Origin of the sequence: Thioalkalivibrio sp. (assembly GCF_007692535.1) — a bacterium.
Taxonomy (GTDB): Bacteria; Pseudomonadota; Gammaproteobacteria; order Ectothiorhodospirales; family Ectothiorhodospiraceae; genus Thioalkalivibrio.
The window spans coordinates 1-19319 of record NZ_REBW01000184.1 but is presented as its reverse complement, the minus strand read 5'-3'; the positions used below and the strand labels follow the sequence as shown (position 1 = coordinate 19319).

The 19319-nt window shown below is 65.6% G+C and carries 19 protein-coding genes and 2 tRNA genes; 13 read left to right on the top strand and 8 right to left on the bottom strand.

Annotated features, from left to right (window positions below; all coding sequences use genetic code 11):
• The first annotated feature begins 247 nt into the window (after positions 1 to 247).
• Both EA346_RS10945 and EA346_RS10940 read left to right on the top strand, forming a co-directional pair.
• Positions 248 to 1300: an alpha/beta fold hydrolase gene (locus EA346_RS10945; protein ID WP_296758497.1), complete on the top strand. Its 1053-nt coding sequence runs from the start codon at positions 248 to 250 to the stop codon at positions 1298 to 1300.
• A 180-nt stretch (positions 1301 to 1480) separates the two neighbouring features.
• A complete protein-coding gene (locus EA346_RS10940) occupies positions 1481 to 2293 on the top strand; it encodes an SH3 domain-containing protein (protein WP_296758496.1) in 813 nt (270 codons plus the stop codon).
• A 79-nt stretch (positions 2294 to 2372) separates the two neighbouring features.
• On the opposite strand, the gene EA346_RS10935 is transcribed toward EA346_RS10940, so the two are convergent.
• The 4 genes from EA346_RS10935 to EA346_RS10920 all read right to left on the bottom strand — a co-directional run bounded on the left by EA346_RS10935 (position 2373) and on the right by EA346_RS10920 (position 6544).
• A complete protein-coding gene (locus EA346_RS10935) occupies positions 2373 to 2747 on the bottom strand; it encodes a DsrE family protein (protein ID WP_296758494.1) in 375 nt (124 codons plus the stop codon).
• 110 nt (positions 2748 to 2857) lie between these two features.
• The gene (locus tag EA346_RS10930; protein WP_296758493.1) at positions 2858 to 4099 is read right to left on the bottom strand and encodes an HDOD domain-containing protein; all 1242 of its coding nucleotides are present in this window, start codon (positions 4097 to 4099) and stop codon (positions 2858 to 2860) included.
• Positions 4100 to 4263: 164 nt separating this feature from the next.
• Complete coding sequence (locus EA346_RS10925) at positions 4264 to 4902, bottom strand: response regulator (RefSeq protein WP_296758491.1); 639 nt, start codon at positions 4900 to 4902, stop codon at positions 4264 to 4266.
• On the bottom strand, positions 4889 to 6544 hold the full coding sequence (locus tag EA346_RS10920) for an ATP-binding protein (RefSeq protein ID WP_296758489.1): 1656 nt from the start codon (positions 6542 to 6544) through the stop codon (positions 4889 to 4891). Before EA346_RS10920 ends, EA346_RS10925 begins: the two co-directional genes overlap by 14 nt.
• Before the next feature lie 247 nt (positions 6545 to 6791).
• On the opposite strand from EA346_RS10920, the gene EA346_RS10915 reads away from it, so the two are divergent.
• On the top strand, positions 6792 to 7238 hold the full coding sequence (locus tag EA346_RS10915; protein ID WP_296758487.1) for an HIT domain-containing protein: 447 nt from the start codon (positions 6792 to 6794) through the stop codon (positions 7236 to 7238).
• Positions 7239 to 7534: 296 nt separating this feature from the next.
• On the opposite strand, the gene EA346_RS10910 is transcribed toward EA346_RS10915, so the two are convergent.
• From EA346_RS10910 to EA346_RS10895, 4 genes are all read right to left on the bottom strand, one after another.
• Positions 7535 to 7924, bottom strand: coding sequence for a sulfur globule family protein (locus tag EA346_RS10910; RefSeq protein WP_296758485.1), 390 nt, complete (start codon positions 7922 to 7924; stop codon positions 7535 to 7537).
• Positions 7925 to 8402: 478 nt separating this feature from the next.
• Positions 8403 to 9002, bottom strand: coding sequence for a Maf family protein (locus tag EA346_RS10905; protein ID WP_296758482.1), 600 nt, complete (start codon positions 9000 to 9002; stop codon positions 8403 to 8405).
• Positions 9003 to 10835 carry a sodium-extruding oxaloacetate decarboxylase subunit alpha gene (oadA, locus tag EA346_RS10900; protein ID WP_296758480.1) on the bottom strand — a complete coding sequence of 611 codons (1833 nt, stop codon included), beginning with the start codon at positions 10833 to 10835 and terminating at the stop codon, positions 9003 to 9005.
• A gap of 9 nt (positions 10836 to 10844) precedes the next feature.
• Entirely contained in the window at positions 10845 to 12269 is a 1425-nt protein-coding gene (locus tag EA346_RS10895) for an acetyl-CoA carboxylase biotin carboxylase subunit (protein ID WP_296758499.1), read from the bottom strand.
• 119 nt (positions 12270 to 12388) lie between these two features.
• Here EA346_RS10895 and EA346_RS10890 point away from each other — a divergent pair, with 119 nt between their 5' ends.
• The 10 genes from EA346_RS10890 (at position 12389) to EA346_RS10845 (ending at position 19278) form a co-directional block, all read left to right on the top strand.
• The gene (locus EA346_RS10890; RefSeq protein WP_296758478.1) at positions 12389 to 12898 is read left to right on the top strand and encodes a YceD family protein; all 510 of its coding nucleotides are present in this window, start codon (positions 12389 to 12391) and stop codon (positions 12896 to 12898) included.
• Positions 12899 to 12963: 65 nt separating this feature from the next.
• On the top strand, positions 12964 to 13161 hold the full coding sequence (gene rpmF / locus EA346_RS10885) for a 50S ribosomal protein L32 (protein ID WP_296758476.1): 198 nt from the start codon (positions 12964 to 12966) through the stop codon (positions 13159 to 13161).
• A gap of 247 nt (positions 13162 to 13408) precedes the next feature.
• Positions 13409 to 14437, top strand: coding sequence for a phosphate acyltransferase PlsX (plsX, locus tag EA346_RS10880; RefSeq protein WP_296758474.1), 1029 nt, complete (start codon positions 13409 to 13411; stop codon positions 14435 to 14437).
• Positions 14434 to 15390, top strand: a complete 957-nt coding sequence (locus EA346_RS10875) for a beta-ketoacyl-ACP synthase III (protein ID WP_296758473.1) — start codon at positions 14434 to 14436, stop codon at positions 15388 to 15390. Before plsX ends, EA346_RS10875 begins: the two co-directional genes overlap by 4 nt.
• 140 nt (positions 15391 to 15530) lie before the next feature.
• Positions 15531 to 15995: a CYTH domain-containing protein gene (locus tag EA346_RS10870; RefSeq protein ID WP_296758472.1), complete on the top strand. Its 465-nt coding sequence runs from the start codon at positions 15531 to 15533 to the stop codon at positions 15993 to 15995.
• On the top strand, positions 15992 to 16627 hold the full coding sequence (locus EA346_RS10865; RefSeq protein ID WP_296758470.1) for a uracil-DNA glycosylase: 636 nt from the start codon (positions 15992 to 15994) through the stop codon (positions 16625 to 16627). Before EA346_RS10870 ends, EA346_RS10865 begins: the two co-directional genes overlap by 4 nt.
• Positions 16628 to 16631: 4 nt before the next feature.
• Entirely contained in the window at positions 16632 to 18458 is a 1827-nt protein-coding gene (gene uvrC, locus EA346_RS10860; protein WP_296758468.1) for an excinuclease ABC subunit UvrC, read from the top strand.
• Position 18459: 1 nt separating this feature from the next.
• Positions 18460 to 19011: a CDP-diacylglycerol--glycerol-3-phosphate 3-phosphatidyltransferase gene (pgsA, locus tag EA346_RS10855; protein WP_296758466.1), complete on the top strand. Its 552-nt coding sequence runs from the start codon at positions 18460 to 18462 to the stop codon at positions 19009 to 19011.
• A 38-nt stretch (positions 19012 to 19049) separates the two neighbouring features.
• Positions 19050 to 19124 (top strand) — tRNA-Gly (locus EA346_RS10850).
• An 80-nt stretch (positions 19125 to 19204) separates the two neighbouring features.
• Positions 19205 to 19278 (top strand) — tRNA-Cys (locus EA346_RS10845).
• Positions 19279 to 19319 lie beyond the last annotated feature (41 nt).

Sequence of the window (19319 nt, the reverse complement as noted above, 5' to 3'; positions counted from 1 at the left end):
CCTTGGGTGGGTACCAGACCCGTCGGGTTACGCCCTTTGGGCTAACCCGACCTACAGTTTGCGGCTTCTCATCATCAGGGGTGCCGCACCCCGGGACGATGCTGCGTTGCGGCCATGGGTGAGTGCGAGAACCATCGGGTTTCGGGTGCGGTTGGCTTCTGGCAGAGTCTAGGAGCCTGCCCGGTGGGTCGGGCGAGAGGTTTTTCAGTCCCTGACATGACTCTTTGCTGATTCCGGAGGTGGTTCCGTGCTCCGCCTTGTCCTGTTTGCCCTGTTCGTGACCGCACTCGTGTTCCTGCTGCCCGCCTGCGGAAGAATCCAGCTACAGCCCGCGGGCCCTCCGATCCATGAGCCCGTACTTTCCGACCGTGAGGCCGTGATGGCGGATGGCCATGTGCTGCCGATTCACCGCTGGGAAACGCAGGAGCCAACGGCGGACGTGGTTCTCGGGGTGCATGGTTTCGGGGATTACGGCCGGGCATTTTCCGTGTTGTCGGAGGCGTTGGTGGCGTCGGGGCTGGCCAGCATCTACGCCTACGACCAGCGGGGCTTCGGCGCGACGAGGCAGCCGGGCATCTGGCCCGGTGGCGACACCCTGGTCGGCGATCTGCGCAGCATGACGGACCTGCTTCGGGCGCGCTACCCCGAGCGCCGCCTCTACCTGATCGCGGAGAGCATGGGTGGTGCGGTCGCGCTGCGGGCGCTGACCGAGAACCCGGGGCTGGATGTCGACGGTGCGGTGTTGCTGGCCCCGGCGGTCTGGGGGGCGGATACGATGCCCTGGTATCAACGTCTGGGCCTCTGGATCATGCTCAGGATCGCTCCGGGTGCGACCTTTTCCGTAGAAGCCGTGGACTGGCTGGGGTTTGAGGCGACGGACGACCCGGAGGTCATGGAAACCCTGAGCGAGGATCCGCTGGTGTACAGCAGGGCCCGCGTGGACACGCTGCGCGGTCTGACCCGGCTCATGGGGGACGCACTGCTGCACCCACATCGGCTGGACCGTTCGGTGCTGGTGCTCTACGGCCTCAAGGACCTGGTGATTCCGCCCGGACCGGTCTGTGCGTGGTGGGAGCGCCTGTCGGAAGAAGCGGGCGACGCACGGCCGCGCATCGCGCTCTACCCGGAGGGCTACCACATGCTCACCCGCTACCTTGGGGCAGAGGATACGCTGTCTGACATCGCGTCCTGGATCGACGATCCGGATCGCGAGCTCCCGGCAGGCGAGGAACTGCCCCTGGAGGAGGCGCGTGACCGGGTCTGCGCATTGCCGCCGAGGGGGGACTGGACAGGGCCTTGACCGGATTAATCGGGAAAGATCTATTTCCGGTAACCGGTCACACAGACCCATGATGCGGCGCGCGGCTCAGTCGAAGGCCGCCCGAAGATGCCGAGGCGTGCGAGGAACAGAGTCGATCGGACGAAACGAGCGTTTATACTGACAAAGGTCCCGGGCGCGCCTTAGCTTTCGGGGCATTGGATGAAGTACAGTGCAATCGACCGCCAGTCCCTGGTCCGGCCCCTGAGCACCGTGCCCCGCGGACAGGATGGCGCGCTACCCTTCGCGCACGTTCTGCCGGCGGGCTGCGCGAAGCCGTTGGACGGTCCTGCCGAGGCTGAAGTGGTCGGTGTCGGGGCCGGCTCTTCCGTACACGGCACCGGGAGCACGCCCCTATCGGTGGAGGAGCCCATGAACACCACGCCCCCAACACGCCAGCGAAAGACGAGGACCGGTGCCGGGTCCCCGACGCAACCGCCAAAGACCGAGTTCATCTACCACTGGAATCGCATCATCGGTGCGCTGGGCCTCCTGCTACTGCTGATCGGCCTGTTCGGTTTCGCCATCCATACGTGGTTGTCGTCCCCGGCGAGAGACGCCGGGGTCGACGAAGTGGGCGCGCCCGTCGCGGACCTCGAGGTTGCTCCTGAAGCGGGTGAGCGCGACCTCGGCGAGCCCGCACCGGCAGAGCCAGAGGTCGCACCTGCCCCCGACGCCGCAATGTCCCCCGACACGGCTTCGCCTTTCATAGAGGGCATCCCGGCGCTGCCGGAAGCACACGAAACCGCCGAAGAAGACCTGGCACGCGTCTTTCTGCCGCCGGGCACGCGGGTCAATCTGCGCGCCGCGCCCTCGCTAGACAGCCCGGTGTTGCGCGTACTCGAGGCTCCTGTGGAGTTGCAGCTCCTTGAAACCGGCGAGGCCTTCTACCAGGTCCGCTCCCCAGAGGACATCGTCGGCTGGGTCAGTCAGGAGTTTTCATCGCTTACGCCTTACGTCACGCCCGCGCCCTAACAGGCCTGCGTGGCGAGGGTGGGGCGCTGCCAACGCCCCCCGATCGCAGCGATCCTGCATGCCTTTTCCCTGCCGGGAATCAGAAGATCATGATCTGGTAACCGTCGGCCGCGAGGGCGCGCAGGCTGGGCAGGCCGGCGGTCCCGGGGGCTGCGTTGTCTTTCAGCATGGCGAAGCCGGCCTGCTCGGCGTCGCCGGCCGCACCGAAGAAATCCGAGCATGTTGCCGAGACCCCCGCCACCTTGTCCTCGACCGACTGGTAGAGCGCGTTCAGCGGGTGGTCCGCCTTGGCGAGCTGAGCGGCCCAGCGCGTCCCCGCGCCGAGAAAAATCAGGGTGACCTCATCGCCGTGGTTCTTGAAGTCGTAGGTCACCCCGAGCGCGTTGAACACCCGTCCCAGGGCTTCGTCGTTGTTGGCTTCAGGGTCGGACATCACCACGATGGCTGCTTTCATGTTCTGAACCTCCGGTTGGTAGGGTGTCTGCAAGAAACGCCTGAGGGGGCCCTCAAATGGCGTCGGTCGAGTATAGGTCGTAGATGCCACCTGTTTCGACGACAGCCGCTTTATCTGCGCCGGTACCTGGGACTTGGGGGAATAGCCTGGGCCACGGTGGCTTCTATATCGTGAGCCCAGGCCACCGCTTCGAGGTAGATCTGGCCCGTGCGCTCTTCGTCCAGTCCCCGAAAGCGGCGGGTTTCGCTGGCGCTGTCGAATTCGAAAGCAATGGCACAGGTCAGAGCATCCCCCATCGGACCCTCGCGGTGCAACAACGCGGCATTCACGTCTTCGGTGAGGGGCAGTTCCTGCAGCAGTTCCTCCATCGGCAGGTGCAGCATTTTCTCGAGAATGGAGAAGATGCCCACCGTAAAGAAGCTGTCCGAGTGCGCCAGTTGGCACTCCTCCGCCAGCCGTTGGGCCATGCGTCCACGGACCAGGGCGGTCACCAGCACGTCGCTGTGTTGGTCGTCCATGGCACGTAACGCCATGATCGTGATCCAGTTGCGAATGGCGTTCTGGCCAAGGTAGACGACCGCGCGGCGAATGGACTCGACGGGTCGGGACAGACCGTAGAACGCGGAATTGATGAAGCGCAGCAGGTGGTAACTGAGCGAGACATCCCTGGAGATATGCGCTTCCAGGTCGCGCAGATCCACGTTGGCGCGATACAGCTTGTTGACGAGTTCTATCACCGCCAGACGACTCGTCGGCAACCGCTGACCCTGAACCACCACGGGTCGGCTGAGGTAATAACCCTGGAAGTACTCGAAGCCCAGGCCGAGGCAGGACAGGTACTGTTCCTGCGTCTCCACCTTTTCCGCGAGCAGCTTCACGTCGTACTGGCGGAGTTCGCGCACGTGTTCATGCAACTCCGCCTGGGTGAGCTGGGTGAGGTCGATTTTCACGATCTTGGCCAGGTGCAGCAGTGGCGCATGGCTTCGATCGAAGATGTAGTCGTCCAGCGCGATGCTGTACCCGCTCTCCGTGAGAGCGCGTACCCCGGCAATCACCTCGTCATCGATCTCGATGTCCTCGAGGACCTCCAGCACGACCCGGTCCTTGGGGAAGACGAAGGCGGTGCCATTGGTCAGGAACGAGCGCGTGAGATTCACGAAGGCCGTCTTGTTGCCGACCAGCCGCTGCAACCCGATGTCCATCAGACTGCTGTGGATTACCTCGGAGGTCGCGGCGTCGCCATCGACGAAGACCGCCTGTCCCTCGTCCTTTGCACGAAACAGGAGTTCGAAGGCTTGCGTCCGCATATCGCGGTCGTAAATGGGCTGGCGCCCGATGAAGACTTCTTGCACGTGTCTGCTCTCGCGCGCACCCGCGGCACATGATGGCAATCACCAGAATTTTAACAGGTGCTCATGGAAAGGAGCGGATTTCCGAGATTTTGGCACCGGTCGCCATGTGAGCCTCGAGGCCGATTCCGGCGCGTGCGTTGACCGGCGAGAGAGTTCCGCACTCTTCAGTGCGGCACCAAACGGTCCCGGTAGCCGGCGCAGGCCAGCGCAAGACGCGCCAGGTGGGAGGCGCTCTTGGCGCCCATCTTCTGCATCAGGTGGCCTCGGTGGATCTCCACCGTGCGCACGCTGACGTCGAGGTGCCGGGCGATCAGCTTATTCGGCTGGCCATCGAGCAGGGCCTCGAGAACCTGCCGCTCGCGTGGGGTCAACGAGGCCAGTCGTTCCTCCACCTCCGCCATATCCGCGGCTTCGGCACGCTGTTCCGCATCCAGGGCCAGGGCGTGACGAACCCCTTCGATCAAGGCGTCATCGTGGAAGGGTTTTTCCAGGAAATCCAGGGCACCTTCGTTGACGGCCCTGACCGCCATCGGGATGTCTCCGTGACCGGTGATGAAGATTACGGGCATGCCGACGCTGCGCGCCTTGAGCTGGCGATGCAGGGTCAGTCCGTCCATGTCGGGGAGGCGCACGTCCAGGAGCAGGCACCCCGGGGTCGTATCGTCGACGGCTGCGAGCACCGAGCTGGCATCGGCGAAGGCGGTGACGCGGAAATCCTCGGTCTTCAGGAGCAGGCTGACGGCAGTGCGCACGTCGGCATCGTCGTCAACCAGGTAGACCTGGGGGAGTCTAGGTGCGGGCATCGCTGTCCTCCACGGGCAGGGTGAATCGGAACTCGGCACCGCCTGCCTCGCGGTTGCGGGCAGTCAGGTGCCCGCCATGGGCCTCGACCAGGGATCGGCTGATGGATAGCCCAAGGCCCAGGCCGCCGACCTTCCACGTGGCGAAGGGGTCGAAGAGAGCCGTAAGGCGATGCTGCGGAATGCCCGGGCCGTTGTCGGTGACGCTGATCCGCAGTTCGGTATCGTCTCTTTGCACCGACAGGCGCACCTGGCGATCCGAAAGCCCCTCCGTGGCCTCCATTGCGTTGCGCAGCAGATTTACGAGGACCTGCTCCATCTGTACCGGAGCGACCCTGATCCGGGGCAACGCGTTCGGCATCGAGACGTCCAACTGCACACGGCCTCGCCGCAGTTCGGGGCGCAGCAGATCCAGTACTGGCCGCAGCAGGTCCGGCAGGGCGATCGAGGAGAACTCAGGGCTTTGTCCCGCGGCAAAGGCGCGCATCTGCCGAACGGTTTCGGCCGCACGGTGTGCGCTGGCGTCGAGCTGTCCCAGTGCGTCCTTGAGTTCTTCCATCCTGCCGCGCTCGAGCAGGCGCTTGCTGGCCTGGGCATAGCTGGCCAAGGCACACAGCGGCTGGTTGAGTTCGTGGGCCAGGCCGGCGGACAATTCCCCCAGTGTGCTCAGCCTCCCGGCGCGCGCAAGCTCATCCAGGTGTTGTCGGGCGCGTGCCTCCGCGGTCTCGCGTTCGCCGCGCAGCGCGCTGAGTACCAGGGCCGTCAGCACCAGTAATGCCAGTTGTACATTCAACGAGAGCAGGCTCACGTCCAGCCCCATCTCCGCGAATGGTCCCATGCCCCAGCCCGTGCCGGAGAGCGCGATCGCGCCGGCCGCCATGGTCAGGCCGGTGGTGATCTGGACCGGACAGCGCAGCGCCGCCAGCATCACGAGTGGAAACACGGCATAGGACAGCGGCATGGCGATGCCGGTCGGCAGTTGCCCGGCATAGACGACGCCGGCGATGGCGACGAGACTGAAGCCCAGGACTGCTGCCTTCGCGTGGTTCTGTTCAGCGTGACGGGTGATGCCCGCCCCCAGCCAGGTGAGGAGCACCGGCGCCACCAGCATCAGTCCCATGAGATCCGCCATCCAGCATAGCCACCAGGTATTGCTGAAGCGCAAGGTTTCCATGCTCGCAGCCATGCCCCAGGCGCCTGCGGTCGCGGCCGAGCCCGAGGCCGCGAGGCCCCCTATCAGCAGCAGCAGCCACACGTCGCGCAGGCGCTCGAACTTGGCCGAGAACCCGAAACGGCGAAGCCCGTAGCTGCCCAGGGCCACCCCGGCTAACGTTGCGGCGACGATGCCCAGAGCCTCTGGCAGGGGCATCGTCGCGCTGGTGAACTGCCAGGTGACAAGCGAGGCGGCGATGCCCAATGCCGGCAGCAGCCGGTAGCCGTAGACGTAGACGAAGGCCAGGCCCACGCCCGTGGCCGGCCACACCAGGGGTATTCCGTAGGCATCTGGCGTGAACACAAACCCCCACAAACCCACTGCATAATAGAGGGCGATCAGCATGACGCTGCGGCCCGCAAGCCAGACCCAGGAGGCGGATGTCTCCGTGCGGGAATGCGGGCGGGCCAGGGGCACCGGGGCCGTGGACATGGATGGACCTTGGTTGAGGCTCTGGGATGAGTCTAGGCGAAAGGCGGGCAGGCCGGCATACGGGTTTTTCCGTAGGGCCGTTTCGCAGCATCATCCGTCATCCGGTGAGGGTCGAAGTCCCGGAGTCCGCGCCCTGGCTACCGCCGGGCCAGCGGATGACAGCCCTAAGGCCTCTTTCGTCCTCGGCGGGGTCGTGTGGTCGTTTATCGTTGGACCCGTTCAGGAACCTTCAGCCCAAGGAAACGATATGGCAAGCAACGGAACCAGCGAAGAATTCCGACTCGATCCGCGCCTGGCGCAGGATACCGTCCAAGTCACCGATTTTCCGCTTTGTCGCGTGCTGCTGATGCGCAATGCGGATTACCCTTGGTTCATCCTGGTCCCGCGCTTGGCCGCGGTCACGGAGCTCCACCGGCTCGCGGCCCCGGACCTGGCCCGATTGATGGAGGAGTCCCGGGTCCTCGCGACGGCCATGGACGCGGCCTTTGCACCCAAGGCCCTGAACGTGGCCAAGCTCGGCAACGTGGTGCCACAGCTGCATCTGCACCACGTTGCGCGTTTCCCGGGAGACGCCGCCTGGCCGGGTCCGGTCTGGGGGCGGCCCGCGGGCGCTCTGCACGATCACGCGAGTGCCAAGGCGATGATCGATCGGTTGTTGGGCCACCTGGCCACGGACCCTGAAATCGCCGAGTAGCAACGTGCTCCTCCTCGGACGTCGATCCGGGAGTGTCGTTGGAGGCTCCCTGGGGCGCTCCCGCTTATGGAGTGCGGGAGCTTGCTCCCGCTTTTTGGGCGTCGGATCACCCAGCTCCCCACAGCGGCGGCAAGCCGCCGCACTCCATAGGCGCTCCCGATTTCATCGTCAGCGGTGCCGCGGGTCCGAGGACACGAGAGGAAGGGTCGGCGGGAAACGGCGCAAAAAAAGGCCCGGTCGTTTCGGACCGGGCCTCGCGTTCAACCGGTAGGCCGGTTGATCGCTTTCAGGCTGCCTTACTCGGCTTCAGGGGCCTCAGGGGCTTGAGGGGCCTGAGGGGCGCCCCAGGGAGCACCGTACGGAGCGCCGTACGGAGCGCCGTAGTAGGGGCGGTAGCCGTAGCCATAGGGGCGACCATAGCCGTAGGCATCGCCGTAGCCGCGGCCGTAACCATGGCCAGCGCCGCGTCCGCGGGCGGTGAAGTCGAAATCGCCGAACATGTCGCCAAACCCGAACATGTCACCCAGGCCGCGCCCGTAACCCGGGCCGTAGCCGTAACCGGGACCATAGCCGCCGTAGCCAGGGCCGCCCCAGCCAGGGCCGCCCCACTGGGCGCTGGAGGACATGGGAATCGCGAACGCGCCGATCAGAGCGGCAGCAGCCAGAACTTTCATTGACTTACGCATATCAAGAATCTCCTAGGTTGTTGAGCCCTTGTTGGTGTACGTCCTGTACTGGATCGTACTCCCTGCGGTGTCCGCTATCGCGAAGGGCGCGCGCCAGCGGTCTCTGTAATGCGAATCCTAATTAAAGACGTCTTCACAGGCGTTTTTCAAGTTTTCCCGCAGAATCCGTCGCAAAGCATCAGTGTTTGCTAATATTCAGCAAACGGTACCGGAAAATAGTGATCCAGATCAATATTTTTCGAGAAATCTGGCGGATATTTCGCTCGTTCGTTGTCCCGGAGCGGCGGAATCAACGATTTTTTAGACAATTGTGGGGAATACTTCATTTTCAGGCTAACTTTCAAGGCCCCGCGCCACCGCTGACGATGAAACGCCGCAAACTGTAGGTCGGGTTAGCCCAAAGGGCGTAACCCGACGGGTCTCGTACCCACCCATGGCCGCAAATCAGCATCGTGCCCCGGCACCCCGGCATGTCGGGTCACGGCGCCTCGGGAGGCAGTATCAGTCCGGCTTCCCGGAGCCAGGCGCACAGCAGGATCAGCGGCAGACCGATCAGCGCTGTGGGGTCATCGCCTTCCATTCGCCGGAACAGGACGACACCCAGTCCCTCCGACTTGAAGCTGCCGGAGCAGTCATAGGGTTTCTCCAGCCGCAGGTAGCGCTCGATCTCCGCCGTTTCCAGTTCGCGGATGTGCACGGTGTAGGGGACTACCGCGCGCCACTGGCGACCCGAGGCGCTGTCGATCAGGCACAGGCCCGTGTGAAACACCACGCGCTGTCCCGAGAGTGCCCTCAGCTGTTCGAGTGCCTGCTTGTGGCCTCCGGGTTTGCCCAGGATGCGCTCTCCGACGGCGGCACACTGGTCCGAGCCGATGATCAGCGCATCGGGATAGCGTCGGGCGACATCCGCAGCCTTCGCGACGGCCAGCCGCTCGGCCATGGCCTCCGGCGGTTCATCGGGCTGCCGGGACTCCTCGACCTGCGGCCGCGCGGTCTCGAAAACGAGATGCAGCCGCTCCAGCAGGGAGCGGCGGTAGGCCGACGTCGATGCCAGAACGAGGCTGCGCGTGCCCTGCACTCAGGCCTCGATTTCGATCAGGGCGTCGTCAGGGTTCGCGGCCTGACCCTTGGTCACGTTGACGGTCTTGACCGTGCCGGTGATCGGAGCCGGAATTTCGGACTCCATCTTCATCGCTTCGATCACCAGTACCGGGTCGCCGGCCGTGACCTCCTGGCCCTCGCTGACCAGCACGTCGATCACCGTTCCCGGCATGGAGGTGGTGACATCGCCGGGGCGGGTGGCGCGACGCGGACCGGACTTGCGGCTGCGCTTGCCGCCATCGCCGCTTGCCGCTGCTCCGGGGGTGACGTCGATCTCCTCCAGGGTCTCCAGCAGGACCTCCTCGGGCAGACCGTCAACGGTCACGTAGAGCGGCCGGGAGTCCTCGCGGTGATGGCCGCTCCCGGTGACCTTGATGTGGTAGGTCTCGCCGTGGAAGGTGACATTGAATTCCACCGGGGCCGGACAGCCCTCGGCGGTCGAGGCCTGCGGGGGATTCAGGGGTTCCGGCAGCAGGGTGCCGTCGCGACGCTGCTGCAGGAACTGGCGCCCGACCTCCGGGAACAGCGCATAGGTGAGCACGTCCTCTTCGTTCAGCGCGAGCTCGCCGATTTCCACGCGCAGACTGTCCATTTCCGGTGCGATGCGGTCTGCGGGGCGGCAGTCCAGGACCTCGGCATTGCCGATCGCCTTGCCCCGGATGATCGGATTGACCGGGCCCGGCGTCTTGCCGTAGTGGCCCATCAGGTAGTGCTTGACCTCGTTGGTGATGACCTTGTAGCGCTCTCCCGCCAGCACGTTCATCACCGCCTGGGTACCGACGATCTGCGAGGTCGGCGTGACCAGGGGCGGGTAGCCGAGATCCTCGCGGACGGTCGGGATCTCGACCAGGACGGCGTCGAACTTGTCCAGCGCATCCTGATCGCGCAGCTGGTTGGCCAGGTTGGAGATCATGCCGCCGGGCACCTGGTTGATCTGCACGCGCGTGTCCACGCCCGTGTAGTCGCTTTCGAAGCGCGCGTACTTCTTGCGCACCTCGCGGAAGTAGGCGCCAATTTCCTGCAGCGCTTCGAGATCCAGCCCGGTATCGAAGCGGGTGCCGGCCAGCGCCGCCACCATGCTTTCGGTCGGTGGATGGCTGGTGCCGCCGGCAAAGGAGGAGATCGCCGTCTCGATGTGGTGGCAGCCGGCCTCGATGGCCTGCCAGTGGCAAAGCTCGGACAGACCCGAGGTCGCGTGGGCGTGCAGGTGGATGGGCACGTCGACCGCCTCGACCAGGTCACCAACCAGTTCGCGGGTCGCGGTCGGGGTGAGCAGACCGGCCATATCCTTGATTGCGACGCTCTGCGCGCCCATGTCCACCATCTCGCGCGCCATGGCCACGAACTGGCGCGCGGTGTGCACCGGGCTGGTGGTGTAGCAGATCGTCCCCTGGGCATGGGCTCCGGCATCGCGGGTGGCCTCGATCGCCACGCGCAGGTTCCGGACGTCGTTCATGGCATCGAAGATGCGGAAGATCCCGATGCCGCCCTCGGCACTTCGCTGCACGAAACTGCGTACCACGTCGTCCCCGTAGTGGCGGTAGCCGAGCAGGTTCTGGCCCCGCAGCAGCATCTGCAGTGGCGTGTTGGGAAGGGCCGCCTTCAGCCGCTGCAGGCGCTCCCAGGGGTCTTCCTTCAGGAACCGTACGCAGGCATCGAAGGTGGCGCCGCCCCAGGCCTCCAGGGAATGGAAGCCGATGCGGTCCAGTTGCGGACAGATCGGCAGCATGTCCTCGGTCCGCAGGCGGGTGGCGATCAGGCTCTGATGGCCGTCGCGCAGGGTGACGTCGGTAATGTGTACTCGGCTCATGGGGTGATCCTAAAGACCGTGGTGGGCAGCCAGGGCGGCGGCGATGACGACTGCGAGGTTGCGGTTGGGGCGGGCCTCGTGGACCTGGGTCAACTCCGGATGCGCGCCGATGAAGCCGGTGTCGAAGATACCGGTGCGGAACTGCGGGTGGTTCAGGATCGCCAGGTGGTAGGGAATCGTGGTCTTGACCCCGTAGACGCCGATGTCGCGCAGGGCGCGGTCGGCCCGGGCGAGCAGCAGGTCCCAGTCCAGCGCCCAGCAGATGAGCTTGGCGCACATGGAATCGTAGTGCGGAGGGATCTGATAGCCGGTGTAGATCGCGCCGTCGGTACGGATTCCGGGGCCGCCCGGAGCGAAGTAGCGGGTGATGCGCCCGAAGCTGGGCAGGAAGTCGTTTTCCGGGTCCTCGGCATTGATGCGGAACTCCATCGCATAGCCGCGGCGGGTGATGTCCTCCTGCCGGTAACGCAGGGGCAGGCCGGCCGCCACGCGCAACTGCTCCTGGACAATATCGACCCCGGTGATCATCTCCGTGATCGGATGTTCAACCTGAAGACGCGTGTTCATCTCCATGAAATAGAAAGACCCATCGTGGTCCAACAGGAACTCGACGGTGCCCGCGTTCTCGTACTTGACCGCGCGTGCGGCGGTGACCGCGGCCTCGCAGACAAACGCGCGCTGTTCTTCGGTCAGTTGCGGCGACGGCGCGATCTCGATCAGTTTCTGGTGCCGGCGCTGGATCGAACAGTCGCGCTCGAACAGGTGGGTGACGTTGCCATGACTGTCGGCGAGAATCTGCACCTCGATGTGGCGCGGATTGACGATCGCCTTCTCCAGGAAGATGTCAGTGCTGCCGAAGGCACGGGTTGCCTCGGAACGTACCCGATCGAAGTTGCGGCGCAGGCTCTCGGGATCGGTGCACAGCCGGATGCCGCGTCCGCCGCCGCCGTTGGTGGCCTTCAGCATCACCGGGTAGCCGACCTTGTCGGCGATGGGCAGCGCGGCCTCGACGTCAGCAAGGTTGCCATCCGATCCCGGGACGACCGGTACGCCCGCTGCGATCATCGCGGAGCGAGCCGCCACCTTGTCGCCCATGCTGCGGATCACCGCGGCAGATGGCCCGACGAACCGGATCCCGCGCGCCGCGCAGGCCGCCGCGAAGTCGGGGTTCTCGGACAGGAATCCGTAACCGGGGTGGGCCGCGTCACAGCCGGCGGCACGTGCCACGTTGATCAGCCGGTGCATGTTCAGGTAGCCGCCCAGGGTGTCCGGCCCGATCGAATAGGCCTCGTCGGCCTTCTTTACATGCAGGGCGTGCCGGTCGGCATCGGTGAAGACGGCGACCGAGGTGATGCCCATCTCCGCGCAGGCACGGATGATGCGCACGGCGATCTCGCCGCGGTTGGCAATGAGCAGTTTGCGGATCGGGAGCACGCCCTGAGTCCTGTCGAGGATGTGGACCACCCAGTATCCGCAAGGCTTCTCGCCGCTGCAAGTAAACCTCTGTTCGCTTTGACAGAAAACCCCGGCGCGGGTATATTCCGCGCCCTTGTATGAGCCGCATTCCCGTTTCTCTCGATCCCTTCCTTCCCCGCGCCCTGAACCAGCGGTGGGAAGGGGACCTTGGGGGCGATGAACTGCCGCGGGTCCGTGCCGCCGCGCTGGAAGGCTCGTCGGTTTCGGTTCGCATTGGCTTGAGCGTCGTGCGGGGCGCACTCGGCGAGACCCGGCTTCAGGGCACGATCACCGGCGAGATCGGGCAGCAATGTCAGCGTTGCCTGCAGCCGCTGACCTGGCGTTTCAGCCTGGAGCCGGACGTGGTCCTGGTCGATCCGACGGGCCCGCCACCGGCGCTGGGAGACGATCAGGAGTTTCTCGAGGTGGGACCGGACGGTTTGCGGCCCGCCGAGTTCGTCGAGGAGGAGATCCTCCTGGCGCTGCCGCTGGCGCCCAGGCACGAGGATTGCCAGGCGCGTCTGCCGCACGAGTTCGAGGCGGGAGGGGGCGACCGGGATGCGGGGAACCCGTTCGCCGTTCTGCAGGAACTGCGCAAGAAGCGCTAACGCGCGCGCTCGAAACCTTATACACTGCGCCCGGATTTTCGAATTCAGGATACTGGAGAAGCACCATGGCCGTTCAACAAGCCCGTATGACCCCTTCGAAGCGCGGCATGCGCCGTTCGCATGACGCCCTGAAGGGTGCCACCCTCTCGATCGAACCGACCACCGGGGAAGTTCATCGCCGGCACCACGTGTCGCCCGATGGCTTCTATCGTGGGCGCCAGGTCATCCAGAAGGATTTGGCGGTCGAAGACGACGAGGATTGATCCACCAGTCCAGGTCTTTGTTACGGGCCGCGGGACGCATCGTTCCGTGGCTCTTTCACGTCGGGTCAATCCCCGCATGCCGCGCGCCGGGTCCGGCTGGGTCTGATGGTCTGACCTCTTCGCCTGACCCATTGTCCTTCCCCGCCCGGATCTGTCATTCCGGGGCAGGCCGATGCGGGAGCGCTTTTGGGCGGGCGAACGCGCGGACGCTCGGTGTCATGCGGAAAGAGAGCAGGTCGCGATCGGCATGAATCACAGGTATACCATTGCGCTGGACGTAATGAGCGGAGACCACGGGGCCTCCGTGATCATGCCGGCCGCCCTCGCGGCGCTGGGCGAGACCGCCGACATCGGCTTGCTCCTCGTAGGCGACGAGGCGGTGATCGCGGCCCACATGCGCCACTGGCCGGAGAAGGCCAGATCGCGCACCCAGGTCGTGCACGCCTCGCAGACGGTGGGCATGGAGGAGCTTCCCGCGGTGGCCCTGCGGAACAAGAAGGATTCCTCCATGCGCAGGGCCATCGATTTGGTAAAACTCGGTAGCGCGGACGCCTGCGTCAGCGCCGGCAACACCGGGGCGCTGATGGCTACCGCGCGCTACGTGCTGAAGACGCTGCCCGGCATCGACCGCCCGGCGATCGCCACGGCCCTGCCTTCGCTGTTCGGCCACACCCACATGCTCGACCTCGGTGCCAACATCGACGTCGAGGCCGCCCACCTGTACCAGTTCGCGGTGATGGGCTCGGTCCTCGTGACTTCCATCGACGGCGTGGAATCGCCCCGGGTCGGTCTGCTGAACATCGGTTCCGAGGCCATGAAGGGCAATGACCGTGTCCGTGAGGCGGCCCACCTGCTGGAAAAGTCCTCGCTGAACTACATCGGCTTCGTCGAGGGCAACGACGTTTATTGCAGCGACGTCGATGTCGTCGTTTGCGACGGGTTTGTCGGCAACGTCGCGCTGAAGACCAGCGAGGGCGTGGCCCGGATGATCGCCGACAACATCAAGATGGAATTCAAGCGCAACTGGCTCACGCGCCTGCGGGGGCTGGTGGCGCTGCCGGTGCTGAACCGTTTCCGCAATCGCATCGACCCCCGGCGCTACAACGGCGCCTCGCTGCTCGGTCTGCAGGGGATCGTCATCAAGAGCCACGGCGGCGCCGACGAACTCGCATTCCAGAATGCGGTCCGGATCGCGCGCAAGGAGGTCGAGGCCAACGTGCCGCAGCGCATCGACAAGCAGCTCGGACGGATGTTGCGCCAGGAGGTGGAAGTGTGAGCTTTTCACGTATCACGGGTACCGGGGGCTACCTGCCAGAGGGCCTTCTGACCAATGCCGATCTGGAGAAGATGATCGATACCACCGACGAGTGGATCTTCGATCGCACCGGGATCCGGGTTCGGCACATCGCGGCACCCGGCGAGACAACCTCGGACCTGGCGTTGCACGCCTCGCGCCAGGCACTCGATGCCGCCGGGCTGCGCGCGGCCGACCTGGACATGATCCTGGTCGCCACCACCACCCCGGACCAGATCTTTCCCAGCACTGCATGCCTGCTGCAGGCCAAGCTGGGCGTGGGCGGCTGTCCGGCCTTTGACCTGCAGGCCGTCTGCAGCGGGTTCGTGTTTGCGTTGGCCACCGCGGATCAATTCATCCGGGGCGGACAGTGCCGGCACGTCCTGGTCGTGGGCGCCGAAACCCTGTCGCGGATCACCGACTATACCGACCGCGGTAACTGCATCCTCTGGGGCGACGGTGCGGGTGCCGTGATCCTCTCGCGCTCGGACGAGCCGGGCGTGATCTCGACGCACCTGCATGCCGACGGTGCCCACCGGGCGCTGCTCGAGGTGCCGGGCGGGGTGTCGCGCAACGACGTCGCGGACACCAAGATCCGGATGGAGGGCCGCGCCGTGTTCCGGGTCGCGGTCAACACGCTGGACCAGATCGTGGACGAGACCCTGGCGCACAACGGCATCAGCAAGTCCGAACTGGACTGGCTGGTCCCGCACCAGGCCAACATCCGGATCATCCAGGCGACGGCGAAGAAGCTGGCGATGTCGATGGATCACGTCGTGGTCACGATGGATACCCACGGCAACACCTCCGCCGCCTCCATCCCGCTGGCGCTGGATGTCGCCGTGCGCGACGGGCGCATCAAGCCGGGCGAACTGATCCTGACCGAGGCCTTCGGCGGCGGCTTCACCTGGGGCGCCGCCCTGATCCGCATGTAACCCCCCGCAGCAGCGACCCCCGATCGCGATCCGCCGGCCCGGGTGGGCCCCGGCACCTGCCGCCATCACAGTCGGTTGCGATTGGTCACCGGACGCCGGCCGCGCTACCCTTCGTCAAGTACGCTAGCAAAAAATACCAAATGGCTCGAGAAATCGAACGCAAGTTCCTGTTAAAGAACGATGGGTGGCGCTCGTCCGTGCACGAATCCCGGACGCTGCGGCAAGGCTATCTGTGCGGGAACACGCGCGCCTCGGTGCGGGTACGGATCGACGGCGATCAGGCCAACCTCAACATCAAGAGCGCCACTCTCGGCGTCGAGCGGCTGGAGTTCGAATATCCGATCCCTGCCGAGCAGGCCCGGGTGCTGCTTGCGGAACTTGCCGGCGAGGTCGTAGAGAAGACACGCCACGAGGTCAGGTACGAAGGCCACCTCTGGGAGATCGACGAGTTCGTCGGCGACAATGCGGGTCTGATCGTCGCCGAGATCGAACTGGAGGACGCCGACGAGGCTTTCGCGCGGCCGGACTGGCTGGGGGCGGAGGTGTCGGACGACCCACGCTACTACAACAGCGAACTCGCCCGACATCCGTACTCGCGCTGGTGAACGACACAGTGACCTTCGATCCGGCCTGTGTGCGCTGCCCGCGGCTCGCCGGGCACCTCGCTGCGGTGCGGCGCGACCATCCCGGCTACCACGCCGCGCCCGTGGCGCCGTTCGGGCCCGGCAATGCTCCCCTGCTGATCGTCGGTCTGGCACCGGGAATGCACGGCGCCAACGCGACCGGGCGGCCCTTCACGGGCGATCATGCCGGCATCCTCCTCTATCACACCCTGCACGCCTTCGGGTTCTCGAACCAGCCCAACGCGGTCGCACCCGACGATGGGCTGGTCCTGAAGGACTGCCGGGTGACCAACGCCGTAAAGTGCCTGCCGCCACAGAACAAGCCGACGCCGGCCGAGATCCGTACCTGCAACGGTTTCCTGGCCGCGGAGATCGACGCCGTGGCCCCGCGCATCATCCTGGCCCTGGGCCGTATCGCCCACGACGCGGTGTTGCGCGCCCAGGGCCTCGCTCTCGCTGCGCACCCCTTCGCGCACGCCGCCGAGCACGACCTGGGGCAGGGGCGGCGCCTGTTCGACTCTTACCACTGCTCGCGCTACAACACCCAGACCCGCCGCCTGACGACCGCGATGTTCGAGGAATTGTTCCGGGAGATCCGCGCCCGGTTATCCTGAACGCATGAGCGATACCGCGCCCGCGTTCGATCACAAGGCCTTTCTGAAGACCTGCACGCCAGCGCCCGGCGTCTACCAGATGCTGGACGATGCCGGTACCGTGCTCTACGTCGGCAAGGCGAACAGCCTGCGCAAGCGCATCGCGAGTTATTTCCGCACGGCCGGCGAGCGCAGCCCGAAGACCCGCGCCATGGTCGCGCAGATCGCCGACATCCGCGTCGCGGTGACGCAGACCGAGGCCGAGGCCCTGCTGCTCGAGGCGAACCTGATCAAGCGCCACCGGCCGCGCTACAACATCCTCTTGCGGGATGACAAGAGTTATCCCTATATCTTTGTTTCCAATCACGACTACCCTCGGCTTGGCTTCCATCGTGGGACCCGGAAAAAGGGCGTTCGCTACTTCGGTCCGTATCCCTCGACGGTCGCGGTGCGCGACACCCTGAATCTCCTGCAGAAGCTTTTCCTCGTGCGCCAGTGCGAGGACAGCGTGTTCGCCCATCGCAGCCGGCCTTGCCTGCAGCACCAGATCGGGCGCTGCACCGCGCCCTGTGTCGGCCTGATCGATCCGGACGAATACGCGGCCGACGTCGACGCCAGCCTGCGTTTCCTGGAAGGTCGCAGCGATCGGGTGATCGGCGACCTCGTCCAGCGCATGGAAACGGCGGCGGCGGAACTGCGCTTCGAGCGGGCAGCGCGACTGCGCGACCAGATCGCCAGCCTGCGGCAGATCTCCGAGCAGCAGTACGTGGCCGGCGGCGAGGGCGATGCCGACATCTTTGCCCTCGCGCGGGAGGGTGGGTCCGCCGCCGTGCAGATCTTCTTCGTGCGCAATGGTCAGAACCTCGGCAACGCCGTGCGTTATCCGAAACTGCCGGAGGAAACCGGCAACGCCGAGATCATGACCGCGATCCTGGCTCAGTACTACGCGGAAAGGGAACCACCCCGACAGGTGCTGCTGTCCGAGCGCCCGGAGGAGCCAGAGGCTCTGGAAGCGCTGCTGGAGCAGCGACGGGGCAGCCGGGTCAAGCTCGCCTGGTCCACGCGCGGGCAGCGGGCGGAGTGGCTGCGCATGGCTGAGCGCAATGCCGAACTGGCACTGCGGACACACCTCGCCGGCAAGGCCGGCCAGCAGGCGCGCCTCGAGGCCCTGGCCGCCGCGCTGAACCTGCCCGAGCTTCCCCGCCGCATGGAGTGCTTCGATATCTCTCACACCCAGGGGGAGGGCACGGTCGCCTCCTGCGTGGTGTTCGGGCCCGAGGGTCCGATCAAATCCGACTACCGGCGCTTCAACATCGCCGGTATCGAGCCTGGCGACGACTATGCAGCGATGCACCAGGCGCTGGAGCGCCGTTTCGCCCGCCTGAAGAAGGGGGAGGGCCAGGTCCCCGATATCCTTTTCATCGACGGTGGCAAGGGCCAGGTCAGCCAGGCCCTGGACGTGCTGCGTGCGCAGGGGCTCGAAGGGCTGCGGGTGGTGGGCGTAGCGAAGGGCGCTGACCGGCGCCCTGGGTTGGAAACCCTGGTGTTGAGTGGGGTGGAAGGGCCTTCTATACTGCCCGCGCAGTCGAGCGCGCTGCACCTCATCCAGCAGATCCGCGACGAGGCCCATCGCTTTGCGATCACCGGGCATCGGGCGAGACGTGCCAAGGCACGCCGGGAATCGCGTCTGGAGGAGATTCCGGGGCTGGGGCCAAAGCGAAGGACGGCCCTGCTGCGCCACTTCGGCGGGCTGCGCGGGATCACACGGGCGGGGGTGGATGAACTGGCCAAGGTTCCCGGCATCAGCCGAAGCCTGGCCCGCGCGATCTACGAAGGTTTTCACGAGAGTTGAGATGCTACGCAAACTGCCCAACTGGCTGACCTGGTCGCGCATCGCCCTGATTCCACTGATGGTGCTGCTGTTCTACCTGCTGCCGACACCCTGGGGCGGCATCGTTGCAGCACTGATCTTCGCGCTGGCGGGCTTCACCGACTGGCTGGATGGCTATCTCGCGCGCCGCCTCGAGGTGACCTCGCACTTTGGTGCCTTTCTCGATCCGGTGGCCGACAAGCTGATCGTCGCGGCGGCACTGGTGCTGGTGGTGCACACCGCTGCCGGCATCGGCATCGCGGTTGCCGCGATCATCATCATCGGCCGCGAGATCGCGATCTCGGCGCTGCGCGAGTGGATGGCCGGCGTGGGCAAGCGGGCGCGCGTGGCGGTCTCCTGGGTTGGCAAGGTAAAGACCTCCGCCCAGATGGTGTCCATCTTTCTGCTGCTCTGGGCCGTGCCGGTCGGGCCGGTCCCCATGTTTCTCCTGGGCGAGTGGCTTCTCTACCTCGCGGCCGTCCTGACGCTGGTCTCCATGGTGCAGTACATGCTGGCGGCGCGCCAAGGCGCTTGACAGTTCTGCGACAAACGCTATTATTGCGTCCCTGTCGGGCGGGAATAGCTCAGTGGTAGAGCACAACCTTGCCAAGGTTGGGGTCGCGAGTTCGAATCTCGTTTCCCGCTCCAGAACATTGCGAACCCCGGTGCCGCCGGGGTTTTCCGTTTAAGGCGCGATCCCCACGCGTCGGACGGACGATGCCTCACCCGGCTGGGTGGCAGAGTGGTTATGCAGCGGCCTGCAAAGCCGTGTACGCCGGTTCGATTCCGACCCCAGCCTCCATCACTCGTTTCAGGGGTCTCAGGAGGTCTCTCCTGTCCCAA

Excerpts from the sequence above, each read along its gene's own strand:
- rpmF (WP_296758476.1), top strand. The coding sequence starts at position 12,964 with ATGGCCGTTCAACAAGCCCGTATGACCCCTTCGAAGCGCGGCATGCGC.
- EA346_RS10935 (WP_296758494.1), bottom strand. The coding sequence starts at position 2,747 with ATGAAAGCAGCCATCGTGGTGATGTCCGACCCTGAAGCCAACAACGAC.
- EA346_RS10940 (WP_296758496.1), top strand. The coding sequence starts at position 1,481 with ATGAAGTACAGTGCAATCGACCGCCAGTCCCTGGTCCGGCCCCTGAGC.
- uvrC (WP_296758468.1), top strand. The coding sequence starts at position 16,632 with ATGAGCGATACCGCGCCCGCGTTCGATCACAAGGCCTTTCTGAAGACC.
- EA346_RS10870 (WP_296758472.1), top strand. The coding sequence starts at position 15,531 with ATGGCTCGAGAAATCGAACGCAAGTTCCTGTTAAAGAACGATGGGTGG.
- oadA (WP_296758480.1), bottom strand. The coding sequence starts at position 10,835 with ATGAGCCGAGTACACATTACCGACGTCACCCTGCGCGACGGCCATCAG.
- plsX (WP_296758474.1), top strand. The coding sequence starts at position 13,409 with ATGAATCACAGGTATACCATTGCGCTGGACGTAATGAGCGGAGACCAC.
- EA346_RS10915 (WP_296758487.1), top strand. The coding sequence starts at position 6,792 with ATGGCAAGCAACGGAACCAGCGAAGAATTCCGACTCGATCCGCGCCTG.
- EA346_RS10925 (WP_296758491.1), bottom strand. The coding sequence starts at position 4,902 with ATGCCCGCACCTAGACTCCCCCAGGTCTACCTGGTTGACGACGATGCC.
- pgsA (WP_296758466.1), top strand. The coding sequence starts at position 18,460 with ATGCTACGCAAACTGCCCAACTGGCTGACCTGGTCGCGCATCGCCCTG.
- EA346_RS10890 (WP_296758478.1), top strand. The coding sequence starts at position 12,389 with ATGAGCCGCATTCCCGTTTCTCTCGATCCCTTCCTTCCCCGCGCCCTG.
- EA346_RS10920 (WP_296758489.1), bottom strand. The coding sequence starts at position 6,544 with ATGTCCACGGCCCCGGTGCCCCTGGCCCGCCCGCATTCCCGCACGGAG.
- EA346_RS10910 (WP_296758485.1), bottom strand. The coding sequence starts at position 7,924 with ATGCGTAAGTCAATGAAAGTTCTGGCTGCTGCCGCTCTGATCGGCGCG.